The sequence below is a fragment of the Sporomusa intestinalis genome, assembly GCF_055383785.1.
Genome location: NZ_AP042390.1, coordinates 342,433 through 363,879, shown reverse-complemented (window position 1 = coordinate 363,879; position 21,447 = coordinate 342,433). Strand labels below are relative to the sequence as shown.

Genomic DNA, 21,447 nt, shown 5'->3' with positions numbered 1-21,447 from the left:
TACCTGCTCATGTATTTGCCTGCAACTGCCAATTTTCCCTACAAAATTTTTTTCTTATCCTTCTACCCGTACGCCGGCGACGACCAGTTCCTGCACTTCTGTCTTAACACCGTGGCAGGCGGCATCGGTTTTATAAAAACCGGTTATGGTTTCCATAACCAACCCGTACTGCTCGTAAAAGACAGCAACCAGATCTCCCTGTTCTGCCTGCCCCAGAGCCGCCATTACCGCTTCACGCTCATCAAGAATGGTTGTGATCCCTTCCGCAGCAAAACCGGCCTCCAGCGCGCCCTGAATAAGCAGTGCCGCCGTCTCGCCCGGCTGCCGCCCGCGCCGGTCGGCATCTTCCTTGATATATAGCCTGTCAAAGCCCTGCCCTGCTTCCCGGCCAAGACGCACGATGATATCATCGCGCCGGTCGCCGGGGGCCGCAATAACACCAACAAGCCGCTTGGGCCGGAGGCGCCGCAGTGTACTCACTAAGGCCTGGCAGCCGGCCGGATTGTGGGCATAGTCAACGCAAACCCGAAAGTTGCCGATATCCATCAGCATAAGCCGTCCCGGGTTTTCGCAGAAACTGACAAGTCCCTGGCATATTTCCAGCGGGTGAAGGCCCTGGCACCAGCAAGCAGCCGTGGCAATTACCGCATTCTGAACATTATGTCCTGCATACCCCTGCAAGGTCAGCGGGATGTCTGTGACAGTAATGACAGGCTGTTCATTCTGTCCCTTAGCAAGATAAATCACCCCGTTTTTAATAAAACAGGCCCTGCCGCCTTCACCTAGGTGGCGCCTGACGACGATGTTATCGGGTTTTGCACTGAAATAAACGATTTCCGCCTTTACCCGCGATTTCAGGGTCACGATCCGGAGATCGTCGGCATTAAGCAGTACCGCGCCCTCGGGACGGACGGTTTCAATAACCAGCGATTTAATATGGGCTAAATCATCCAGATCCTCAATCCCGTCCTGGCCAATGTGGTCTTCCGTAATATTGGTGATAACCCCAACATCGGCAGCATCATAACCCAGTCCGCCACGGATGATGCCCCCCCGCGCCACTTCAAGCACGGCAACCTCAACCGTGGGATCGGCCAATACCATAGCGGCACTTACCGGCCCGGTGGTATCACCGTGGGCGATACATTCGTGGTTCACATAAATGCCGTCAGACGTAGTCATGCCGGTTTTATGGCCAGCGAGGCGGAAAATATGAGAAATCAGCCTGGTCACTGTTGTTTTGCCGTTTGTACCGGTAATCGCGATAATCGGAATCCGGCCATCACTGCCGGCGGGAAACAAATAGTCGACAATAGCGGCCCCAACATCCAGTGCGGTTCCTGTACTCGGATACAAATGCATCCGCAAGCCGGGTGCGGCATTAATCTCAATAATGGCGCCATTGCCAGGAGTTAATGGCAAGGTAATGTCAGGTATTACCAGATCAACACCGGCTACATCCAGGCCGACCAGCCGGACAGCCCGCTCCACCAGCCGGACTGTATCCGGATGGATTACCTCTGTCACGTCGGCAGCGGTGGCGCCGGCGCTTAAGTTGGCATTATCCCGGATAAAAACATACTGGCCCGCCGGGGGTACCGACTCCGGCGACAGCTTCTGCCGGGCCAAAGTGGTTCTGGCCGCGGCGTCCAGTTCCAGCCGGGTTAAAGCCCGGCTATGGCCTGAGCCGCGCGCCGGGTCCAGATTCACAATCTCCGTCAGTTCGGCAATGGTATGGATCCCGTCGCCAACTACATGGGCAGGTATCCTTTCCGCGCCTGCGACAAGCCGGCCGTTAACCAGGCACAGCCGGTACTGACGGCCTTCTATATACTCTTCGACCAGAAGCCGCTCATCAAACTGCACAGCCAACTGAACAGCCTGCTCAACCTCAGCTTCACTCCGAATATTAAGCGTTACCCCTTTTCCATGGTTCCCCCCGGCCGGTTTAACAACAACAGGCCCGCCCATAGCCGCAAAGGCCCGCAGGGCTTCAGCGCAGCCGTCAACAACCTGCCCGCCGGGTACAGGGACGGCATTCTGGCGCAACAGTTTATTGGTGAAATATTTATCGCCAACTAAATCAACAGCGACTGAGCTTGTCCGGCCTGTAACCGTGGCCCATACCCGCTCCTGCCTGCTGCCATAGCCCATGATGAGAAAATTATTATCATAATCAGGGCGTAATATGGGAATACCGCGGCGCCTGGCCGCGGCGTAAATTGCCTCGGTACTGGGTCCCAGCTTAGCTTCATCGCCAATCCGTTTCAGTCCCGCTACCAGTTCCGGGACACTACATTCCCGGTTCTCCAGCACAGCGGCAAGCAGGCGGTAGGCGCCTTCAATCGCCGCCAGCCCGACAGGGCCTGATTTACAGCCAATAACAATCTGATAAAAGCCTGGCCGGCCGGCCCCCCTGGTCTTGCCAAAGGCTGACATGTATTCCTGACCGGCCAGTGTTTGCAGTTCCAGGGCAACATGTTCAAAAATATGGGCTACATAGGTTCCTTCCCGCAGGCGTTCGGCAAAACCGCCAGGGTATCCGCGCGAGCAGGAGTGCTGATTCAGCCCGGGCAGTAAGGCCAGCAAACGCGCCACAAAGCCGGCAATAGCATTGCTGGCGGTATCCTCATAGGCGCCAATATCAAGCAGGGCTTTGATTACAGGCCGGTAGCTATATACATTGGGCCCGCCAATAAAGCGTGAATATATTAATTTCATGATTAATCCTCCCTAACCTAGTTTAGATTAAGCTGAAGCGGCAAACGCAGGTTTAAGTCAAAACCATAGCCTGCCGGCAATATATGCAGTAAAACATTGGATATAACCAGAGGCTGATTCTGATTAGACTCTGATATATTGGAGTAGATTATATTTTTACCGTCAATAATCGTTACCGTCTGCGAGCCGACTACCTGGCACACCCGGTCCGGGCCGACAATAAGTGCCGTATCCTCGTCAATCCCAATTCCCATGACATGAGGATTCTGGGCCACCGCGGACAACAACCGGTTGATCCGGCCCCGCTGGGCAAAATGCTGATCGACAACTGCCTCACGCAAAAAGCCCATGCCCTGAGCCATACTGAGCGATGATTTCTTCGGGGAGTCATTGGAATGGCCACCTACAATCATGGTTTCGCTCATGACGGCAGCACCGGCACTTGTGCCGGCAATGACAGCCCCCTGCCGGAAGGCAGCACGAATGGCGGCGTCAACTGCCGATCCGCCTAAAATACTTGTTAGCCGCAGTTGGTCACCGCCGGTGAAAAATATGCCAGTGGCATTTTTGATAATATCAGCCTGCTGGGTTTGGTTCGCTGTATCCCTGCCGGCAACGGCCAGCACGTACACGGATGAAGCGCCCATTAGAGTAAACAGTTCTTTATATTCGCTGCCAACAGCACGGGGCTCATCGGTAGCTGTGGCGATAATTACAATAAGGCTGTCCCGTCCGCCGGCCATGTCCACAAACTTGCGCAAAACAACACACTCGCCTGTTTTATCTTCATGGCCGCCGATAATAAGTAAACTGCCCGGTGTTTCGCGTTCCATCCCTGCTTCTTTTTCATTCATTTTGTCAGAATATCTCCTGTTTTATGCCTTTACTCCTATTTTTACCAAAAATACCAGATCTTTATACTCTAAATTGCACTGACCAAATATCGGTATTCTGAATATAATGAAGCAGAGAAATCGGGAAACGGAGGTTATACCAGCGATGAAGGTAAGAATTATATATCTCCCGGAATCATTAAAAACTATCAAGCTCGCGGAAGATGAGCGCTATATCACCTATTGCCAGAGTCAGCCTGCTGAAGTCAGCGAGATAACACTGGCACCGCGTATTGACAGGGCCAGCAAGGTTCTGGGCAGGGCCAATATCCTGCTTGTCAAGTCCCAGCGGCAATTAACCCTGTTTGACGGCAATAGCCCCATGCGGCAATATCCGGTTGCTATTGGCAAGCCGTCAACCCCCACTCCGATCGGCAATTATGCGATTGCCACTAAAATTATCAACCCCGGGGGAATTTTAGGAACCCGCTGGATGGGACTTAATTATGATGCGTACGGCGTACATGGCACCAGTGCTCCCTGGCTGATCGGCAAAATGGTGTCAAACGGCTGTATCCGCATGCATAATAACCATGTGGAAGAGCTGTTTACCTTAGTGAATATTGGTACGCCGGTGTATATCAGGGATTAAAGCTGTCAGCTGGCGCATTACCCAGTCGACCTTGCCGCACCGGGTCACCAGGAACTCCAGTAAAGCCTGGCGTTCGCCGGGATCAGGCAGCCACGCCTCAGGCATAGAGTCAATCAGCTCACTGAACTTTTCGGCAGGAATGTCCTTAACTGCCTGAACATATTTAAAAAAGTGTGTTGGCTTCAGATAGTATTTAAGCAAGACCCCATAAGACCGCCGGTGATTCAAAGTTATATTGTCAGAAAGCTCCCTAAGCATATCTGTTGTCCATTTTCCCCGGCGAAATAAATGGGAGTTATCGATGGCATATAGCTTATAACCGGTATTTTCTCGCCTGATCAGCAGATTTTTGCGATTTTTAGTGCGGTCAGGATTATGAAACAAATGATCAAAAAGCATGACACCGGCCATTTGCTCCTTGTTTACAGCCCGGTGAAGGTTATATTTGGTTACATAACCGGCTCCTTTTAGGTACTCGCAGCCAAAATGCCAGCCCGGCAGTACCCCGGCAGCCGTCAGCCGCCTGCTGCTGCCAATTACCTCGGAAGAGATTTCGATAGGCCCCCCTGGTGGAAAACAAAGATTAAGCCACTGCCCAAACCGGACTGCCAATAATTCATTTACCAATACCTTAGCCCCGAGACGATTTGCGGATAGTTTGACAACACAAATCTTCTTCTCACAGTGGTCGGTTTCAGCCCGGAATAATTGGGGGGATGTTGCCCCCAGCCCTACCGGCCCCAGATATTCTATCGCCCGATACATCCAGCCAGCTCCTCTCCTTATATTCCAAAATCCCGGCAGCGGCAGCTGCCGGGATTTTCCGCTTATCTTATTAAAACAATACCCAGGGATTTTCTTCATCCCTGGGTCGTTATCATCAGTCTTCCGGATCAAGGAGCGCCATTAACCAGCCAGCTGGCAATCCAACCACTTGTGGATCCATCAGACAGTATAACTCTGTACCAACCGAAAGCCTGCTCTCTTATATTTAATGTTGTACCCCTGTTAACCTGAGTAATTACAGGGAAGTTAGTGCCTGGTCCTGAGCGGATGTTGACATTATTGCCGTTTACGGTTACTGCGCCGCTGACACTTATCGGCGTTCCGGCCGAAGGCGTGATCGGGCCGGTAACAACTACATTCTGCTCGCCAAAAGCCTCGATATCGCCACCACCGGTTTCGGAGGCCGATACGGTCTCATTGTCAAACTGGCTGGCACTGGCTTTATCGCTTGATCCGGAGCTTGAGAGCACGCCAACTTCATCAATAGGACTTAGTGCGTATACATCCATCTCAGTGGTGGTGACCACCCGGGTCCAGACTTTAAGTACAATCGTAACATGCACTTTGCGCCTATCATGATGGCAGTGAAAATCATAATCCACAAACTCAACAACGACATCGGCCGTTGCCTTCATTTCCGGCTCAGCACCATCGACTTCAATATCCCGCGTCCAGCGAATATGCCGTCTCTCAAAAGCATGGACCGGCTGATTCGGCAGGTCGGCCACATACATGACCTTTACTTCCAGTTCGCCGCGAATAATGACCTTATCTCTGATAACATCAATTTTAGTAATTTCCAGTTCTTTCACATATACGTCAACTACCTGTTCGATGTCCGGCTTTTGTTCGGGAACAAACATGTCAAGTTCCACAACCCGCTGGGCCATCTCCGCCCCCAGGACCTGCTCAACCTCAATCGTTTCCGGCCCCGGCTCAGGGCAGCCGCATACCAGTTCCGAACTTTCCACTGTTGTTACGCCTGAAACTGATTTTGTCGTTGTCGATAAAGTATCAGTCGAGGCTGATACTACCCTTGTTTTATCATCGTCCATAGTTTCCCCCCCTTATTAAGGCTTTTGTTCTGGCTGTTAGCCTTTTGGTTTGCTTGGCAGGCTGCTGGTACCAATATTTACTTCGCGGTCAGTCATAACCTTAGCTGTGACTTTCAGGATAACGGATACATCAAATTCCCGGCAGTTATGGTGATGATGATGGTGGTGATGTCCGCCGCAGCCGTCATCGTGATCATGGCAGTCATGGTCATGGTCGTGGTCGTGGCAATCATCGTCGTCATCGTCATCATCGTCGTCGCAGTCGATAGGTTCGAAATTCTTATACTTGTAGGCGCGATGGTGATCATCCACATCATAATCAACAAATTCAACAATTACGCTGGCCTCAGCATCCATCCCCCTGCGGGCACCGGGGATATCAATATCAAGAGTCCATTTATAATGTTTGATTTCCACAGCATGAACAGGCTGATCAGGCAAGGAGGCCACATAAATAGCCTTGATTTCGAATTCGCCGCGAACTATGACTTTATCAGTAATAACATCAACACTGCAAACTTCTACTTCTTTGACAAATACATCAACAATTTGTTCAATCGAAGGCTTCCTTTCCGGAACAACCACGTGAATATCCAGAGCTTTCTGTTTTTCCTTTTCCCCGATTATTTGGCGCACGATAATAGTTTGCGTTTCCGCACCAAGAGTGCAGTTGTTAATGGCTCTATCGTTCATGCAGATTCCCCCCTTTTATATTCTAGTTATATATATGCCTGCTCTAATTTTTATGTGACAAAAAACTAAAAAACGGCAAAGGACAGCAACCCCTAGCAGAAGCTATCAGCGCAGGCACATCCTACCTATTACTATGAGCTAAGCTGCTAAAACAGTACTAAATAAATGTATTTATCCACACTGTAAATAAACGGCTGTGGCCTAGTGTCTTGGCCACATTATCTTTTTAGTTTGATGACGGCCAAAATGACCAATGGCGGCGTCAGCCCCTCCTAGCAGACCCCTTCCCGTATGCGTCGTCGGTGCTTCCTTGCCCTTGGCCATTTTGTCTCGCCCTAAAACTAAAATATAACAGGGACAAGACACTGGCGCCTAACAAAAAGAATGTTATGCATAAATCAACATAACATTCTCCCGGTCTTCTTCATAGTATATAGCAGGATGTTGTTCTGCCTTACAGGTAAAACGACTCACATTTCTCAAATATAAGGAGGTTATATTTTTAATGAAGAGTTATAAAAAATACCCCCACTGGAAATGCGACGACGACAAATGCGGCTGTACTGACAAATATGACAAGTGCGATATGGATGACTGCCAGGACCTGGATATGTCCTGCTGTACCCCCAAAATGAAATGCCAGACAACAAAAGAATGCGTAAAAACCTACAAATGTTATTATAAGCTGTACAGAATCTCCACTTACCGCCTGTATAAACTGTGTCCATACTGCGGCCATGAATTCGACTATCATGAACATCGCGGCGGCTGTCCCAAATGCATGTAACGATTTGATCAGGAAAACACGGCTTGCGCCGGGCTTTAGCGAAAGCAAAAGCCGCTGTTGCCCTTAACCAGGGAATGTCAGACTTTCTATCAGGCTTAAAAACCCGCGCTTGAGCGCGGGTTTTTAATTGACTGGCCGAAATTCCGCAGTGCCTGCCGGCGGCATATAGCTCCAGCAATTAAAAAATTACCAGACGGGAAACAATCAGTTAAGGAAACACTATCACCGGAGGTGATGCAAGGATGGGTAAAATTTATGATAACAATGAGAAATCACAACACGGTCCCTTCGGCCAGCCCCAGGCACAACCGGGCCCTTATGGCGGCAAAGACACCGACAGTCTGACAAACCCAAAGGCCGCCACTGCTATACCTGCCGCTAAAGCAGCGGCAACCGGCCCAAAACGCTAGTAGCGTGTCAACCTTAAAACTGTAGGATAATGGCGAGGAGATTTTTCGTAAGACAAGGCGGAGGAATGAGGCATACCGGACGTATGCCGATTGACGACAACGCAGGCTTACGGAAAATATCCCGTCAGTATCCACAGGATTAGGGTTGTCACGTTACTAGTACATTGACACAATTAGAATTTAGGATACAACCATTTCAGTTTATCTCTCGCATTATCCGTTGTAAAGTGCCATGAAACATTCTTTGCAGAAGCGTTGCGCCGGCTTTGCCAAGCTCCGATTTGTAGCTGCAATTGCCCCATATCAGAAATTCTCCGATTCAAGCACTGTTTTGTCATGGCACTAAGTTCTATTTCTGCAATATTGAGCCAGCTTCCATGCTTTGGAGTGTAATGTATTTCAAGCCGCTTGGCCAGCTTTAACGCAACCTCTGGCGGGAAGGTTTCATAAAGAGAAGAAAGCGAGTGGGTATTTAGGTTATCCATGACCAAACGAATACGTTTTGCCTGAGGATAATGAACTTCCAAAAGTTCTTGAATTTGCAATGCCCAATCTTTTTTTGTCCGGCGTTGGGTTGCCTGAACCTGTCGCCATCCCCCCAGCGGTTCGGTGAATATGAATAGGCAGCAGGTGCCCTCTCGCGTATATTCATAATCTTCTTTGTGGGCTTTTCCAGGACTCATGGAAAGCGGTTTGCGTTTTTCTCCCAACAGCTGATACGGTTGTTCATCCATGCAAATCAACGGAATTTCCTCATCGTAGGGCAAGGCATATACCTCTAAAATATCTTCCATGCGCGCAACAAACTCACCGTTGTACTGGGGTGGAATGCACCACTGCTTTTTCAGGTGAGGCTTAAGTTCAGTTTTTTTAACGTCCGTCTCACGGTTTCCCGGCTGGCTGTAGGGACTATGGAAAGCTCAATAATCTTTTCTGTCAGCAAGCGGACTGTCCAGCGTGAATAGCCTTTCGGTGGTTCTCCGCAGGCAAGCGCTATGATCCGTGCTTCTTTTTCGCCCGTCACTATGGCGGCCCTTGGGGGAGTTTGCGACTTCTTATACTGGAGGGCATATTCTATGCCATGTTGGCAATAATCCCGAACCGTGTGGTACACCGTTACATCACTCACCCCGCATCGCGCAGCTATTTCCGCTTGGGTAGCGGGCTTACCTACGCTTTCATCTAACAGCAGCAGTACATTGGCTCGTTTCTTATATCCTGCTGCTGTCTTTTTACTATTTAGTATTTCGTTGACTAATTTTTTCTCTTTTTCGCTTAACCGTACAACATATTTCTTGTTCATTTCTATACCTCTATCTTTTTTCTCTCTAAGGTATAGTTTAATGCTAATATCTAATTGTGTCTATATACTAGTAGCCACCAGAGTAAAAAAGGACGTCTCCCTGATGTCCTTCTATTTTTTACCACCATTGCTTTTACCATTTCCCGGCTGGAGAATGCTCAGCTGCTCAATATAGCTGATTTCATTGTCCGCCAGGCCGTACATGGCGTATATCAGAGTATTCATCTCCTGGAACAGTGCTGCTAATTCGCCGGCCGTCTTGGTTTCAGCCTGCGGTTCCAGGCTGCCACAGTAGGCAGCACCGGACAGTTCGGCCAGCTTTACTCCCAGCCCTTCTAATTTTTCCCTACAAGGATGATCAGTTATTAATGGCAGTTTTTCGACGGTTTCAATATTCACCTGGGCCATAGGCCGGCCTTTTTCCAGGGTTATCGTGTGATAGTAATAGTTCATCAGCCTGGAATTAAGGATACAGGCCAGGAATTCCAGGCTTACTCCGGCCCGTGAAATCACCAGTGAATGGATATTATTTAAATGATAGAACCCGGATCTGTCAATGGCGGCAATTAAGCTGTCGCCGGTCTGACGCAAAAAAATCTTGGGGCCGGCCATAATCGCCGCATTCCAGCCGCCTTTGTTCAGCTTAGCAGAGTTTACGTCAAGCCAGTCACCCTGATAAGTAAGGCAAAACGGCAATACCTGGCCGGAGGAGATTAACCCCTGCCGCCATGTAGGCCCTAACTTAGTTTTGCCTTTAATATCAGCCTGCCTGGTTAAAGAACGCATTCCCGTCCTGATCTTGGTGAAATCTTTGAACAGGTATGGGGCTGCTTCAATCTTATCGATCAGCATTTTATCCTTAGCATGAAAAAATAAGCGAAACCGGCTATACACCTGCCAGGCAAAATACCTTTGCTCATACCGGTACGGGTCTTCGCCCGCCCCGCTGCTGTCAATTCTGCTGACGGCTACCGTTTCGGCTGTATTCCAGCTGCCCTTCTTCAGAATCGTAATAGCCGGAGTACCTACGAGAACACCGGCGAACACATTGCGCTTAACCAAACTGATGGCCTGAATGGAGCAAGTCTGCAAAATATATTCCCGAATCTTCGAATAATAGCGTCCGAGCAGGTAGCTGTCAGGCGTGATAAAGCCCAGGTAGCCGCCGGTTTTTAAGACCTGAATGCTTCTTTCCAGAAACAAAGCATAATAACTCAGCTTATACTGGGCGGAATGCGGATAATTGCGTCTTAGATACGCGGCCTGCTCTGCCGGCAATTTGCCTACCCGGTTTAAGCCGAAACTGATATACGGCGGATTACCCACAATATAATCGAACCCCAGTCCCCAGAAGCCGGCCGCCGCCGGCCGGTTCCGGCCCTGACCGGTTGCGGCCGTTTCTTCCGTTTCCCATTTAATCAAACTGTCGCAAACCAGCAGGCAGCCTCCGGGTTTGACTGCTTCGCCGCCTTTTTCCCCCAGGCGGAGCCTGGCCGCAGCAACAGCAGCAGCATCAACATCAGCACCATATAAGCAACTGATAATATGATAGTGGAGGTTTTCCGGCTGCCAGTACTGCCTGCCCGTAAGCCTTGTTTCGGCGTCACCCGTATTCATCGTATATTGGTGACTGCCATAGCGCTGCCTGAGCAGCATAAGGGCGGCAGTGAATTTTCTCCACAATAGATCGTAGGCGGCCACCAGAAAATTGCCTGAGCCACAGGCCGGATCCAAAACCCGGGGGGCCGGGTTAATCACGACATCATGCCTGGCCAGGGTATGGTTGAGAATATAATTGACAATAGGTTCCGGCGTATAAAAAATCCCGGCCGCTTTACAGGCCGGCCGACCGGTTTGACATTTCTCAGCATTCAACACCACAGCGCCTCCGGGACTAGTACTCCATCTCCCCTAAACCCAAGGATAGTTTGCGCATCTTTTTCCGCCCTGCTGCGTTGTCGTCGCCTTACCTATGTCCGATAGGCGCGGCCACAGACCTATCGCCTACCGGCTTCATTACAGCAGCTCTTACTGAAGCAGTTAGCGTCCTCCGCCTTGCATTGCGAAAAAATCTACGCAAACTATTCCAGCGGTTTTAAGAAGGATGAAGTACCAGTAACTACTGCTTCTATATTCGCTAATACCCTGCCGCTTTCCTTTAAGATAGCAGGGGCATAACAGGATAACATATAAAAAATACGCCTGTGAGGGCGTATTTTCAGCATTACTTAATTGGTGTTTTCGGCATGCCCAGTCTAAACTTCCCTCTTGTTTCCAGACCACCTACGCCGTCAATACCTGTTACGGAAGCGGTAATCGCGTCACTTACCTCCACCGTTTTATTAATAGGCGTAAACGCCACCTTCTCAGCAATAAAAACCGGATCGTAAGCATGAATAAAAATACGGTTGGGTGAACTGGCAAAGTTGGCACCTGATGATAATATAGCTTCAAAATGAGATTGGCAGGCGCCGGCAAAAATCACTAAATCATCGCGGGAAGGCTCAAATAATCTGGCTTTTTTTACGGCAGCAATAAAATGTTTGGAATTCCGGTAATTATTAATATCGGCAAAATCTTTCTTACCATTGCCTGTCAGGGCATCATGGCCCGTCAGCACCAAAATATCCGGTCTGAATTCTTCCAACAAGGCGGCAACAACCTCCACCTGTTTGCTTTCTTCCACCCAGCGTCCCTCGGCCGGGATATTAAGCTGGTTATACGTTTTTAAGCACATTCTCAGGTATTCTTCATCACCGTCCAGATGTAAAACCCGTCCCGGCAAATCAAAAAAAGTAAACTTTTTCGTTACCTCCGCGCGCCTTAACTCGACTTGCTCCCGTTCACGGCTGCGGCGCATTAACACCCGTCTTAGCGTATCATTATGCATGCCTTCCATGCGCACAATCTCATTGCGCAGATGTTCGGCCTCAATTGGCATTAAATCATCTATCGGCGAATCGGCAATTAACCTAAGGTGCAGACCTTTCAGAACACAATGAATATGCCGGGCATTATCTTCGAACACATCTGTTACTTTAAAAACTATATCGCCGCCATGAGACTTTCTGACGACCAGATCGCCGACTTGAATGTCCATGTACTCCCCCCCTTAGATAACGCTGTGACTATTACATACTATGTAGCGTCTATCTGAAGTGCCACAAAATTATCCTTGCCGGCGCAGTAGCAAACCTCTAATCCCCACTATATACTATAGTGAGCCCCCGTGGAGACCGCTTTATCTGATAGCACAGCACACGCATGCTTACTCCGAGGTGATGGACGTGATTTGCGTGGTCGTACCGGCCAAAAACGAAGGAGGCCGCATTACTACTGTATTGCAAAATCTGGGAACTTTACCGATTGATCACATCATTCTAGTGGCAAACGGTTCAAAAGACAGTACAATGCGTGAAGCGTTAGCGATGCGTCTCCCCAAACTGCAGATTATCTATTTTCACGAATGTTTAGGAATTGACACTCCCCGCGCCGTAGGTGCTAAAGCGGCTTTGGCTCTGGGCAGCGACGTTGTCGTCTTTGTGGACGGCGATATGGTAGGCACCTTTAATGAAAACTTGATGGAGCTGGTCGACGGCGTATTATTAAAACATATGGATATGGCCCTAACAAACTGCTACCCTTCCCCCCCGCGCCATATTGAGCGTTATAACCCCACCTTCCAGTGGCGGCTAAACCTTAATAAAGAACTGGGATTAGACAAAAAAATCAATTTAGCCAGCCCGGCCCATGGGCCCCATGCAGTCTCTCGCCGCCTCCTGGAGACAATTTCCTTGCGCGAGTTGGCTGTTCCCCCGGTCACAATGGCACTGGCCCGCCTCAATAAGTTAAAAATTGATATAGCAACAACGATTCCCCACTACCGTCTGGGTTCATCGGTAAAGAATCAAATTCATACCAATAAAATCATCGATACCATTGTTGGTGACTGCCTAGAAGCCATTGCCGCCTTCCATGACCAGAGCCGCAACCGCCAATGGCAAACAAAGACCTACTTAGGGTACCATAGTGAGCGCCGTTTTGACCTCTTAGACTTGTTTTTAAGCGAAAAGCCCTGCTCGAAATGAGCAGGGCTTCAAGTTTTTATGATATAAGCTTCGTCCAGGCATTAGCGACAGCAGCGAATTCAGCCAGCGACAACTGCTCGCCCCGCCGCCGGCCGTCAATCCCGGCCTCGGCTAATACCTGAATGACCGCTTCTTTGTCCAGTCCGGCGGCCTTCAGGCTGTTCGCCAGGGTTTTCCGCCGCTGGGCAAAGGCGGCTTTCACCACCCGGAAAAACATTTTTTCACTGCCGACCTGGACCGGCGGCTCTGACCGCACAGTACAGCGGATAACCGCCGATTCCACGGCCGGGGCCGGAATAAAGGCCCGGGGCGGCACCGAAAACATGATTTCAGGCTGGGTATAATATTGCACGGCTACCGACAACGCTCCGTAGTCTTTTCCGCCGGGCCCGGCAACCATACGCTGGGCTACCTCTTTTTGGACCATCGTTACCAGGATGTCGATTGGCAGACGGTCCTCCAGGAGCTTCATAATAATTGGTGTCGTAATATAATAAGGCAGATTAGCGACAACCTTGTACCTTTCCTGGTTAATTTCCCGGGAAATGTCGATTTGGAGTATATCGCCATGAATTACTTTGACATTATCATACCCAGTCAGCGTTTTAGCCAGCACATCCAGCAGACGCCGGTCGAGCTCCACCGCCGTAACGGCAGCCCCGGCTTCAGCCAGCCCCTGGGTTAAGGTGCCAATTCCGGGACCGATTTCAAGCACGGCATCTCCCGCTGTTATTTGGGCAGCGTCGACAATGCCGGCAACAACCTGGCTGTCAATCAGGAAGTTCTGTCCCAGCCGCTTGCTCATATGAATTCCGAAGGTCTTTAAGATATGTAAAGTTACGTCTTTTTGCGCAATGCATGGTTTTATCGCCATTATTCGTCCTCCACGCCGCTGTTTTGTCCGGCTGCGGCCGCCAATCCGGTTATTGCCGCCATAAATTCATCACGACTGACCCCATAATGATTCAGTCTGTACAAAAAGCTTTTGGCATTCGCATAGCCTATGCCTAAGCGTTCCCCCACAGCGGCGCGCCGGCCGGCAGCTGCCGGCACACCGCTTAAACCGGCAGCCATAATATCAGGCCAGCTGAATTCGCCGCTTGGCTCCCACTCATGGAGGCGCACCTTGCTCAGCGCGGCCCGGATGGACGCAGGTGAAGCCTGCTCAATACCGATATCGTTGTTGGCATGTGCCTGGTCTCGCGGCACAAAAGCGTGCTTAGCCTCCGGAAACCGTTCAGACAAAAATTTCCGTATCCGCTCGCCGGCGCTGTCAGGGTCGGTAAGAATAATGATCCCTCTTTTCTTATAGGCCTGCTCAATCCGGCTTAAGCAGCGCGGCAATAAGTTAAAACCCTCGGTGGCAATGCACTCCGCAGCGACAGCCCGTCTGACAGCGGCAATGTCCTGCTTGCCTTCCACCACGATTACTTCTTTTATCATCTAATCTACCCCATTACCTGCACAATATGATTATCATATCACATTTGACGGACTTTTATCTATCTAGCGATTAAAGAAAGACCTATATGCACCGCCGGTGGCGGTCTTACTTTTGTCCGCCAGCCTATATCACCAGCAAACTCCAGTGGCCCCGGCCATCAAGAGACAGTTTCTTTTTATGATAACTATTTAGGGTGTTCCTGTGGCCAACACTGACCAAAGTCGTACCTGCCAGACGTTCCTGCACCAAACCATACAGCAGTCGTTCCGTAGTTTCATCCAGCGCCGATGTGGCTTCATCCATAAACAGCCAGTCCGGCTGATGGATCAGCACCCGGACAAAGGCAATCCGCTGCTGCTCGCCTAAAGATAAAATATGAGACCAGTCTTCCGTTTTATCAAGATGACCCTGCAATCCCTCCAGCTTGCACAGCGACATGGCGGCTGTAATTTCCTCATCTGTTACCTGGCGGTTCAGACCTGGGTACAACAATGTATCACGCAGCGTCCCCAGCGGCAGATACGATCTTTGCGGCAAAAACAAAAAGCTGTGCCCGGCCGGGATCGTTATCCGGCCTTCCGCATAAGGCCATAAGCCGGCCAGGGTGCGCAGGAGAGTGCTTTTGCCACTGCCGGATGGGCCTGCCACCAGCAGCGATTCCCCGGCCCGGACGGTCAGGCTGAGACCATCAAGGATTCTCCGGCCGTCAGGCAGGTTAATGTTCAGGTCACTGACAGCCAGAACCGCTTCAGGACTCGCTTTGATGACAGCACTGCCCTGAGGCAGCGTGCTCACCTGCTGCATACTGTCAATAAAACCGGTAAGCCTGTCAACCACAGCCTTCCACTCGGCCATAACGGCATAACTCCTGACAAAATAAGAAAGAGATTCGTGCACACTGTCAAAGGCCTTAGCGATCTGCAGCAAGCCGCCGAGTTGTATTTCTTTGGCAAAATAACGGGGCATCGCCACCACGAGCGGAAAAATAATTGCGATCTGCCCATAGCCCGAGGCAAACCAGGTCAGTTGCTTGCGCCGCTGCATGATCTGCCAGTAATTACTGAACACTTTGCCAAAGCGGCTGATAAAGGAATGCTCTTCCCGGGCCGCGCCGCCATAGAAGGCAATACTTTCGCTATTTTCCCGCAGCCGGACCAGGCTGAACCGGAAATCCGCCTCATAGCGCTGCTGGTCAAAATTAAGCCTGGCCAGGGGCTTGCCAATTTTATGAGCCAGCCAGGTGCCAACCACAGAATAAATAAGAGCCACCCACACCAGATAACCGGAGACAGCCAGTTGCTCGCTGCCCAGCGGAATCACCAGGGTGCCGGACAACTGCCACAAAATGGCAATAAAGGCAGCCAGAGTCGCCACCGCTTTCAGCAGGCCTAATGACAAATCCAGGGTATAACTCGTAAATAATCTTAAATCCTCGCTAATACGCTGATCAGGGTTATCCGTATAACTGTCTGTCAGCTGCAGCCGGTAAAACATCCGGTCTGTAAGCCAGTGATTAAGATATTTATGGGTCATCCAGCGCCGCCATTTGATCTCAAGCATCTGCTGCAGGTAAAGCTGGTAAACGGCGACAAGGATATAACAGGCTGCCAGCAGGCAAAACTCGACCAGGGCGCTGAAAACCTCCTCTTTGTCAAAGTTCTGGAGGGCATTATAAAACCGGTTGAACCACTTATTAATCAGCACTAAAATATAAACATAGGCCAGGTTCAGGGTTACATTTACAGCTAACAGGCCCCGGGCCTGCCATTTCTCCTCCGAATGCCAGTATTCACGGGCCAGGCTCCACGTAGCCTGTAAAAACTTACGGTTTAAGGCAGCCAAGTGCATCATCCCTTCGGCTATTTGATAATAATCTTCTTAGATTCGCTGCCTCCCGGCCTGACTCCTGCTGTCTGTCAGGGCAACAATTATCGCGCCCCCTAACCGGTGGCCAAACATCACAGCCAGCCCCGCTTGGCTAGCGGGCTAGCGGGGTCAGGCCTTACACTTCACACAAATTGTTACTAATCTTTTTTGCCAGGTGTTTCAGCTCCTCGCCGGACCACAGCCTGCCTTTCGCTTTGGCGGCATACTATATCATATTTTATCATTAGTGTAAAAAAAGTGTAAAAGTAAGGCCTGACCCCGACTTTCACCCCGGCACACAACAAAACAGCCTGTAAGCCCAATTTCAGGGCTACAGGCTGTTTACCGCTAATCGTCTAACACATATACCTTTACCATCCGGCGCCCGAAGCGCCAGGCTTCAGCGGCATCCTCCATACACAGGTCGATTTTTTCGCCCACAATGGCGCCGCCCGTATCAGCGGCCAGTCCCATCCCGTAACCGGGAACATACACATGGGTGCCGAGCGGTATGACCGACGGGTCGACGGCAACAATCCCCCGGCGGGCGTAAATGCCGGTTGCAGTTAAGCCCTGGGCCGAACCGTCTGTCGGCAGATAAGCGCTGGCTTCCATGTAGCGGACGTTCCTGAAGCGCATGCTGCCGCGCGAGGTGTCGACAACATCCCGGGTGCCAACCCGGATAATCTGCGGCTTCGAGCTTACGGTCACCGTTTCGGCCAGCACATCGGCGGCCACCTTGGCCCCATCTTCAAAGCGAACCCGGACGGTAGCCTTCTTTACGCCGTTTTCACCGGCCTGTACAGTCTCTTCCACACCCTTTTCCAGGGTAGAGTCAGGCTGACGGACAATTTGATACAATTCGGGATTTTCCTGCTCCTCAATCCGCTCACTTAACGTGACGGCCCGGATGCTCATGCCGGCGGCAGGCCTGGTGCTGTCCTCAGGAATTAATTTAATTTTGTCCTGAGGAATTCCCATTTGGTCGGCTACTTCGCGGACAGTCGGCTTACCGGTAAAAATACTGGTGGTTTTACCCTGATAAGTTACTGTGACCGGTATGGCCCGGAATACCTCAATAACGGTCCCGGTATTTACACTGGCTGTCGACAATCTGATTTCGTCTTCAGGGCTAAGCGTAATGCCGGCTTGGTTTAATATTCTGTGCGGACTTTTGTATAGCGTATTGACACTATACGTTTGATCATCTGCTACAATATGTACTTTTTTATACGCCCAAACAAATCCGGTTGCCACTAGTGATGCCAGGAGCAGCGCGATAATCATTACCGCTTTCCTGTTCCTGTACTTTGTCAGTACGGACATTTCATCACTCATGAATACCCCCCTTTCTGCGAGCCTAACAATTATATCATAACATGGTTAATCAGTCAAACGCTTGACCAATTTTTAACCATAATTATCCACTCTCTATTGGGAGTATTACCAATGTCTGGAAAATTTATACATACAAAAAGTCGGGCAAACTGTTACTTATTGTAAGAGTATTCGCCCGACTTCCATTTTATTCCTGCTACGTCCTGCTATCATCTTGCCTCAGGGCTCATTGCCGCCGGCGAGGCCGAACAGGCGCCTTGTATTGGCCGTTGCCGCCTCGGCCAGCGCGGCCGGCTCCAGCCCCCGCACCCGGGCCACCTCGTCCGCAGTAAACTTGACATATGCCGGTTCATTGCGGCGCCCCCGGAACGGCTGCGGGGTCAGGTAGGGGCAGTCGGTTTCGACAAGCAGGCGCTCCAGCGGTATATTGGCCGCCACCGTTTTTAGCTTCCCATCTTTAGCGAAAGTTACCGGTCCGGCAAACGATACATAGAAGCCAAGCTTAATGACCTCTTTCGCCATTTCCAGGCTGCCGGAAAAGCAATGAAATACCCCGGTCAGCCCTTTCGCCTCTTTCTTTACAATGGCCAGGATATCACCATGGGCATCGCGGTCATGGATAATGACCGGCTTCTTAAGCTGACGGGCCACATCAAGCTGGCGGATAAACACCTGCTGCTGCTGCTCGCGCGGTGACAGATCATAATAATAGTCTAAGCCAATCTCGCCGATAGCTACCACCTTCGGCAAAGAATGCCAGGCTGCTAGCTGGTCATAATCCTCTTCTTTAGCCTCTCTGGCATCATGGGGATGAATACCGACGGCCGCAAAAATCATATCATGCTGAGCCGCCAGCGCGACGGAACGGGCTGACGATTCCATACAGGCCCCGGCATTAATGATGCCAACAAGGCCGGCTGCCGCCGCCCGGTCGATTGCCGCACTCCGGTCGTCGGCAAACCGCTTGTCGTCAAGATGGGCGTGCGAATCGAAAAGCATCTTATTTCACCTTACTGCCGGCCGGCATATCGGCAGTAACCAGCTGCAGCCTGTCATCGACCGATGCTGCCAAAACCATGCCCCGGGACTCAATCCCCCGGATCGTGGCCGGCTTCAGGTTAACGACCATGACGACATTCTGGCCGACAAGCTGTTCCGGCTCATAATGCTTGGCAATACCGGAGATAATCGTCCGCTGTTCGGTTCCCAGGTCAACGGTTAAGAGCAGCAGCTTATCCGCTTTTTTAACCTTTTCCGCCGCCAGGACTTTAGCTACTCTCAGATCCACTTTGGCAAACTCATCAATAGTAATCTCAGGCAGGACGGGGACCTGCGGCTCATCACCTGCCGCCGCTGCCGCTTTGCCCGCAGGCCTGGTTTCCGTCTCTTCCGCCGGCTTTTCCTCAATACGCGGAAAAATCGGTTCCGGTTTCGCGGCCACAGTCCCTGCCGGCAGGCGCCCCCAGGCCTGCGCCTCGCTCAGGGTTGCGCCGGTGAAGTCAGCAGCCAGGCCAAGCTGCCGCCAGATCTTAGGCGCGGTTACGGGCATAAACGGCGAAATCAGGATAGCAACAATTCTGAGCACCTCGGCCAGATTAAACAATACCGTATTCAGCCGGCCTTTTTTGGCCGGGTCTTTGGCCAGCGCCCACGGTCCGGTCTCATCAATATATTTATTGGTACGCCCGATCAGAGTCCAGACATCCTTCAGCGCCGCGTTAATGTCCTGGTATTCCATGTGTTTTTCATACTGGGCTGCAGTAACCCGGGCCAGCTCAATAAGCTCCTGGTCAATCGCGTCCGTTTCACCGGGAGCCTCGATAACACCGCCATTAAACCGGCCAATCATACTCAGGCTGCGATGCAGCAGATTGCCCAGATCATTAGCCAGATCAGCATTAATTCGGTTAATCAGCGCGTCCCTTGAGAAGTTGCCGTCAAGGCCCAGAGTAATTTCCCGCAGCAGGAAATACCTGATGGCATCAGGACCGAACTCATCAATCAAAGCCAGCGGATCAATGACATTGCCTTTGGATTTGGACATTTTATCGCCTTCCACCACCAGCCAGCCATGTCCGTATACCATTTTCGGGAGATCGACCCCCAGCGCCATTAAAATAACCGGCCAGATGATGCTGTGAAAACGGACTATCTCCTTGCCGACCAGATGAATATCAGCCGGCCAGTATTTGGCGAATTTTTCCCGGTCATGGAGGTAACCGGCAGCCGTAATATAATTAGTCAGCGCATCAAACCACACATATACCACATGCTTGGTATCAAACGGAACAGGTATGCCCCAGTCAAAGGTAGTCCGCGACACACACAGGTCCTCCAGGCCGCCTTTAATAAAGTTAATCATCTCATTGCGGCGGGATACGGGTTGAATAAACTCGGGATTTTCTTCTATATAGGCAAGCAACCGGTCCTGATACTTGGACATCCGGAAAAAGTAACTTTCCTCTTTCACAATCTCAACCGCACGGCCGCAATCCGGGCATTTTCCCTCATTAAGCTGGCGCTCCAGCCAAAAAGTCTCGCAGGGCGTACAGTACCAGCCTTCATATTCCGCTTTATAGATGTCGCCCTGATCATAGATTTTTTGAAATACGGCCTGTACCAGCTCATGATGACGCCGCTCGGTAGTGCGGATAAAGTCGTCGTTAGAGATATTAAGCTTCTCCCACAGATGTTTGAAGGAGGCCACAATCTTATCCACATAGGCCTGCGGCGTTGTATTGTTCTCTGCCGCCTTGCGCTGAATTTTCTGGCCGTGTTCGTCCGAGCCGGTCAGAAACAGCACATCAAATCCGGCCAGCCGTTTATAGCGGGCAATGGTATCGGCAACCGTAGTGCAATAGGCGTGGCCGATATGCAGCCGGTCACTGGGATAATAAATCGGGGTTGTAATATAAAAAGGTTTTTTCGGCATAATATCCTCCTTTTAGCATAACGCGCTTTACGTATATTTTACCAATTATAGACATTGTTATCAAAATTGTCAACAGTTGTCTTTTTCGACATAAAGTAGTATTATATGACATTGTATAGTAATTTTATACATAGGTTTCCCGCAATTTTAAAAATAATTTGCGATTTGGAAAATTCTAGGTTGACAAGCATTGTAATATTTGGTATTATTTAGTTGAGCAGGTTTTGTCGAATCTTGTTGATTGAATGTTATTAAATTATAGTAGCGTATGAAGGGAGAAAGAAAAATGAAATCAACTGGTATAGTACGTAAAGTGGACGAGCTGGGTAGGGTGGTAATTCCGATTGAATTGCGCCGGACTCTGGATATTGAAGAAAAAGACGCCTTGGAGATCTATGTGGACAGTGACCGCATCATTCTGCGGAAATATGAGCCTGCCTGTGTATTCTGCGGCAATGCCGCCGATGTTACCAATTTCAAAAACAAAAATGTCTGCAAAGAGTGCCTGGAATCAATGGGTAACAAAGCCGTCTAAGCCT

The 21,447-nt window shown here is 50.4% G+C and carries 20 protein-coding genes; 5 read left to right on the top strand and 15 right to left on the bottom strand.

What is annotated here, in order from left to right:
- Positions 1-54: 54 nt before the first annotated feature.
- On the bottom strand, positions 55-2,721 hold the full coding sequence (cphA, locus tag ACZ481_RS01665) for a cyanophycin synthetase (protein WP_464768468.1): 2,667 nt from the start codon (positions 2,719-2,721) through the stop codon (positions 55-57).
- 17 nt (positions 2,722-2,738) lie between these two features.
- The gene (locus tag ACZ481_RS01660; protein ID WP_464768467.1) at positions 2,739-3,575 is read right to left on the bottom strand and encodes a cyanophycinase; all 837 of its coding nucleotides are present in this window, start codon (positions 3,573-3,575) and stop codon (positions 2,739-2,741) included.
- Between the two features lie 145 nt (positions 3,576-3,720).
- Here ACZ481_RS01660 and ACZ481_RS01655 point away from each other — a divergent pair, with 145 nt between their 5' ends.
- Positions 3,721-4,206: a L,D-transpeptidase gene (locus ACZ481_RS01655; protein ID WP_464768466.1), complete on the top strand. Its 486-nt coding sequence runs from the start codon at positions 3,721-3,723 to the stop codon at positions 4,204-4,206.
- Here ACZ481_RS01655 and ACZ481_RS01650 read toward each other — a convergent pair.
- The 3 genes from ACZ481_RS01650 to ACZ481_RS01640 form a co-directional block, all read right to left on the bottom strand.
- Positions 4,168-4,971, bottom strand: a complete 804-nt coding sequence (locus tag ACZ481_RS01650) for a HipA family kinase (RefSeq protein ID WP_464768465.1) — start codon at positions 4,969-4,971, stop codon at positions 4,168-4,170. The genes ACZ481_RS01655 and ACZ481_RS01650 overlap by 39 nt on opposite strands.
- A 128-nt stretch (positions 4,972-5,099) precedes the next feature.
- Complete coding sequence (locus ACZ481_RS01645; RefSeq protein ID WP_464768464.1) at positions 5,100-6,047, bottom strand: SPOCS domain-containing protein; 948 nt, start codon at positions 6,045-6,047, stop codon at positions 5,100-5,102.
- 36 nt (positions 6,048-6,083) lie between these two features.
- Positions 6,084-6,740, bottom strand: coding sequence for a DUF3794 domain-containing protein (locus tag ACZ481_RS01640; RefSeq protein WP_464768463.1), 657 nt, complete (start codon positions 6,738-6,740; stop codon positions 6,084-6,086).
- A 505-nt stretch (positions 6,741-7,245) separates the two neighbouring features.
- On the opposite strand from ACZ481_RS01640, the gene ACZ481_RS01635 reads away from it, so the two are divergent.
- Entirely contained in the window at positions 7,246-7,527 is a 282-nt protein-coding gene (locus ACZ481_RS01635) for a hypothetical protein (protein ID WP_464768462.1), read from the top strand.
- A gap of 242 nt (positions 7,528-7,769) precedes the next feature.
- Positions 7,770-7,937 (top strand): hypothetical protein, encoded by a 168-nt coding sequence (locus tag ACZ481_RS01630; RefSeq protein WP_464768461.1) that lies wholly within the window; start codon positions 7,770-7,772, stop codon positions 7,935-7,937.
- Between the two features lie 173 nt (positions 7,938-8,110).
- On the opposite strand, the gene ACZ481_RS01625 is transcribed toward ACZ481_RS01630, so the two are convergent.
- From ACZ481_RS01625 to yabG, 4 genes are all read right to left on the bottom strand, one after another.
- Positions 8,111-8,767 (bottom strand): IS630 family transposase, encoded by a 657-nt coding sequence (locus ACZ481_RS01625; protein ID WP_464770559.1) that lies wholly within the window; start codon positions 8,765-8,767, stop codon positions 8,111-8,113.
- 14 nt (positions 8,768-8,781) lie between these two features.
- Complete coding sequence (locus tag ACZ481_RS01620; protein ID WP_464765965.1) at positions 8,782-9,240, bottom strand: helix-turn-helix domain-containing protein; 459 nt, start codon at positions 9,238-9,240, stop codon at positions 8,782-8,784.
- A gap of 111 nt (positions 9,241-9,351) precedes the next feature.
- Positions 9,352-11,118, bottom strand: coding sequence for an Eco57I restriction-modification methylase domain-containing protein (locus ACZ481_RS01615; RefSeq protein ID WP_464768460.1), 1,767 nt, complete (start codon positions 11,116-11,118; stop codon positions 9,352-9,354).
- Between the two features lie 346 nt (positions 11,119-11,464).
- A complete protein-coding gene (yabG, locus tag ACZ481_RS01610; protein WP_464768459.1) occupies positions 11,465-12,340 on the bottom strand; it encodes a sporulation peptidase YabG in 876 nt (291 codons plus the stop codon).
- Positions 12,341-12,521: 181 nt separating this feature from the next.
- On the opposite strand from yabG, the gene ACZ481_RS01605 reads away from it, so the two are divergent.
- A complete protein-coding gene (locus tag ACZ481_RS01605; RefSeq protein ID WP_464768458.1) occupies positions 12,522-13,328 on the top strand; it encodes a glycosyltransferase family 2 protein in 807 nt (268 codons plus the stop codon).
- A gap of 16 nt (positions 13,329-13,344) precedes the next feature.
- Here ACZ481_RS01605 and rsmA read toward each other — a convergent pair whose 3' ends face one another.
- The 6 genes from rsmA to metG form a co-directional block, all read right to left on the bottom strand.
- Positions 13,345-14,202, bottom strand: a complete 858-nt coding sequence (rsmA, locus tag ACZ481_RS01600; RefSeq protein ID WP_464768457.1) for a 16S rRNA (adenine(1518)-N(6)/adenine(1519)-N(6))-dimethyltransferase RsmA — start codon at positions 14,200-14,202, stop codon at positions 13,345-13,347.
- Positions 14,202-14,771: a ribonuclease M5 gene (rnmV, locus tag ACZ481_RS01595; RefSeq protein ID WP_464768456.1), complete on the bottom strand. Its 570-nt coding sequence runs from the start codon at positions 14,769-14,771 to the stop codon at positions 14,202-14,204. Before rnmV ends, rsmA begins: the two co-directional genes overlap by 1 nt.
- 124 nt (positions 14,772-14,895) lie before the next feature.
- Positions 14,896-16,623 carry an ABC transporter ATP-binding protein/permease gene (locus ACZ481_RS01590; RefSeq protein ID WP_464768455.1) on the bottom strand — a complete coding sequence of 576 codons (1,728 nt, stop codon included), beginning with the start codon at positions 16,621-16,623 and terminating at the stop codon, positions 14,896-14,898.
- Between the two features lie 363 nt (positions 16,624-16,986).
- Positions 16,987-17,976 (bottom strand): 3D domain-containing protein, encoded by a 990-nt coding sequence (locus ACZ481_RS01585; protein WP_464768454.1) that lies wholly within the window; start codon positions 17,974-17,976, stop codon positions 16,987-16,989.
- 219 nt (positions 17,977-18,195) lie between these two features.
- Positions 18,196-18,975 (bottom strand): TatD family hydrolase, encoded by a 780-nt coding sequence (locus ACZ481_RS01580; RefSeq protein WP_464768453.1) that lies wholly within the window; start codon positions 18,973-18,975, stop codon positions 18,196-18,198.
- A 1-nt stretch (position 18,976) separates the two neighbouring features.
- Positions 18,977-20,908, bottom strand: a complete 1,932-nt coding sequence (metG, locus tag ACZ481_RS01575) for a methionine--tRNA ligase (RefSeq protein WP_464768452.1) — start codon at positions 20,906-20,908, stop codon at positions 18,977-18,979.
- A gap of 286 nt (positions 20,909-21,194) precedes the next feature.
- Here metG and ACZ481_RS01570 point away from each other — a divergent pair, with 286 nt between their 5' ends.
- Entirely contained in the window at positions 21,195-21,443 is a 249-nt protein-coding gene (locus ACZ481_RS01570; protein ID WP_144352568.1) for an AbrB/MazE/SpoVT family DNA-binding domain-containing protein, read from the top strand.
- Positions 21,444-21,447: the final 4 nt, after the last annotated feature.

Bases quoted from the DNA above. Each gene is read 5' to 3' on its own strand.
- cphA (WP_464768468.1), bottom strand. From the start codon at position 2,721: ATGAAATTAATATATTCACGCTTTATTGGCGGGCCCAATGTATATAGC.
- ACZ481_RS01660 (WP_464768467.1), bottom strand. From the start codon at position 3,575: ATGAATGAAAAAGAAGCAGGGATGGAACGCGAAACACCGGGCAGTTTA.
- ACZ481_RS01655 (WP_464768466.1), top strand. From the start codon at position 3,721: ATGAAGGTAAGAATTATATATCTCCCGGAATCATTAAAAACTATCAAG.
- ACZ481_RS01650 (WP_464768465.1), bottom strand. From the start codon at position 4,971: ATGTATCGGGCGATAGAATATCTGGGGCCGGTAGGGCTGGGGGCAACA.
- ACZ481_RS01645 (WP_464768464.1), bottom strand. From the start codon at position 6,047: ATGGACGATGATAAAACAAGGGTAGTATCAGCCTCGACTGATACTTTA.
- ACZ481_RS01640 (WP_464768463.1), bottom strand. From the start codon at position 6,740: ATGAACGATAGAGCCATTAACAACTGCACTCTTGGTGCGGAAACGCAA.
- ACZ481_RS01635 (WP_464768462.1), top strand. From the start codon at position 7,246: ATGAAGAGTTATAAAAAATACCCCCACTGGAAATGCGACGACGACAAA.
- ACZ481_RS01630 (WP_464768461.1), top strand. From the start codon at position 7,770: ATGGGTAAAATTTATGATAACAATGAGAAATCACAACACGGTCCCTTC.
- ACZ481_RS01620 (WP_464765965.1), bottom strand. From the start codon at position 9,240: ATGAACAAGAAATATGTTGTACGGTTAAGCGAAAAAGAGAAAAAATTA.
- yabG (WP_464768459.1), bottom strand. From the start codon at position 12,340: ATGGACATTCAAGTCGGCGATCTGGTCGTCAGAAAGTCTCATGGCGGC.
- ACZ481_RS01605 (WP_464768458.1), top strand. From the start codon at position 12,522: ATGGACGTGATTTGCGTGGTCGTACCGGCCAAAAACGAAGGAGGCCGC.
- rsmA (WP_464768457.1), bottom strand. From the start codon at position 14,202: ATGGCGATAAAACCATGCATTGCGCAAAAAGACGTAACTTTACATATC.
- rnmV (WP_464768456.1), bottom strand. From the start codon at position 14,771: ATGATAAAAGAAGTAATCGTGGTGGAAGGCAAGCAGGACATTGCCGCT.
- ACZ481_RS01590 (WP_464768455.1), bottom strand. From the start codon at position 16,623: ATGATGCACTTGGCTGCCTTAAACCGTAAGTTTTTACAGGCTACGTGG.
- ACZ481_RS01585 (WP_464768454.1), bottom strand. From the start codon at position 17,976: ATGAGTGATGAAATGTCCGTACTGACAAAGTACAGGAACAGGAAAGCG.
- ACZ481_RS01580 (WP_464768453.1), bottom strand. From the start codon at position 18,975: ATGCTTTTCGATTCGCACGCCCATCTTGACGACAAGCGGTTTGCCGAC.
- metG (WP_464768452.1), bottom strand. From the start codon at position 20,908: ATGCCGAAAAAACCTTTTTATATTACAACCCCGATTTATTATCCCAGT.
- ACZ481_RS01570 (WP_144352568.1), top strand. From the start codon at position 21,195: ATGAAATCAACTGGTATAGTACGTAAAGTGGACGAGCTGGGTAGGGTG.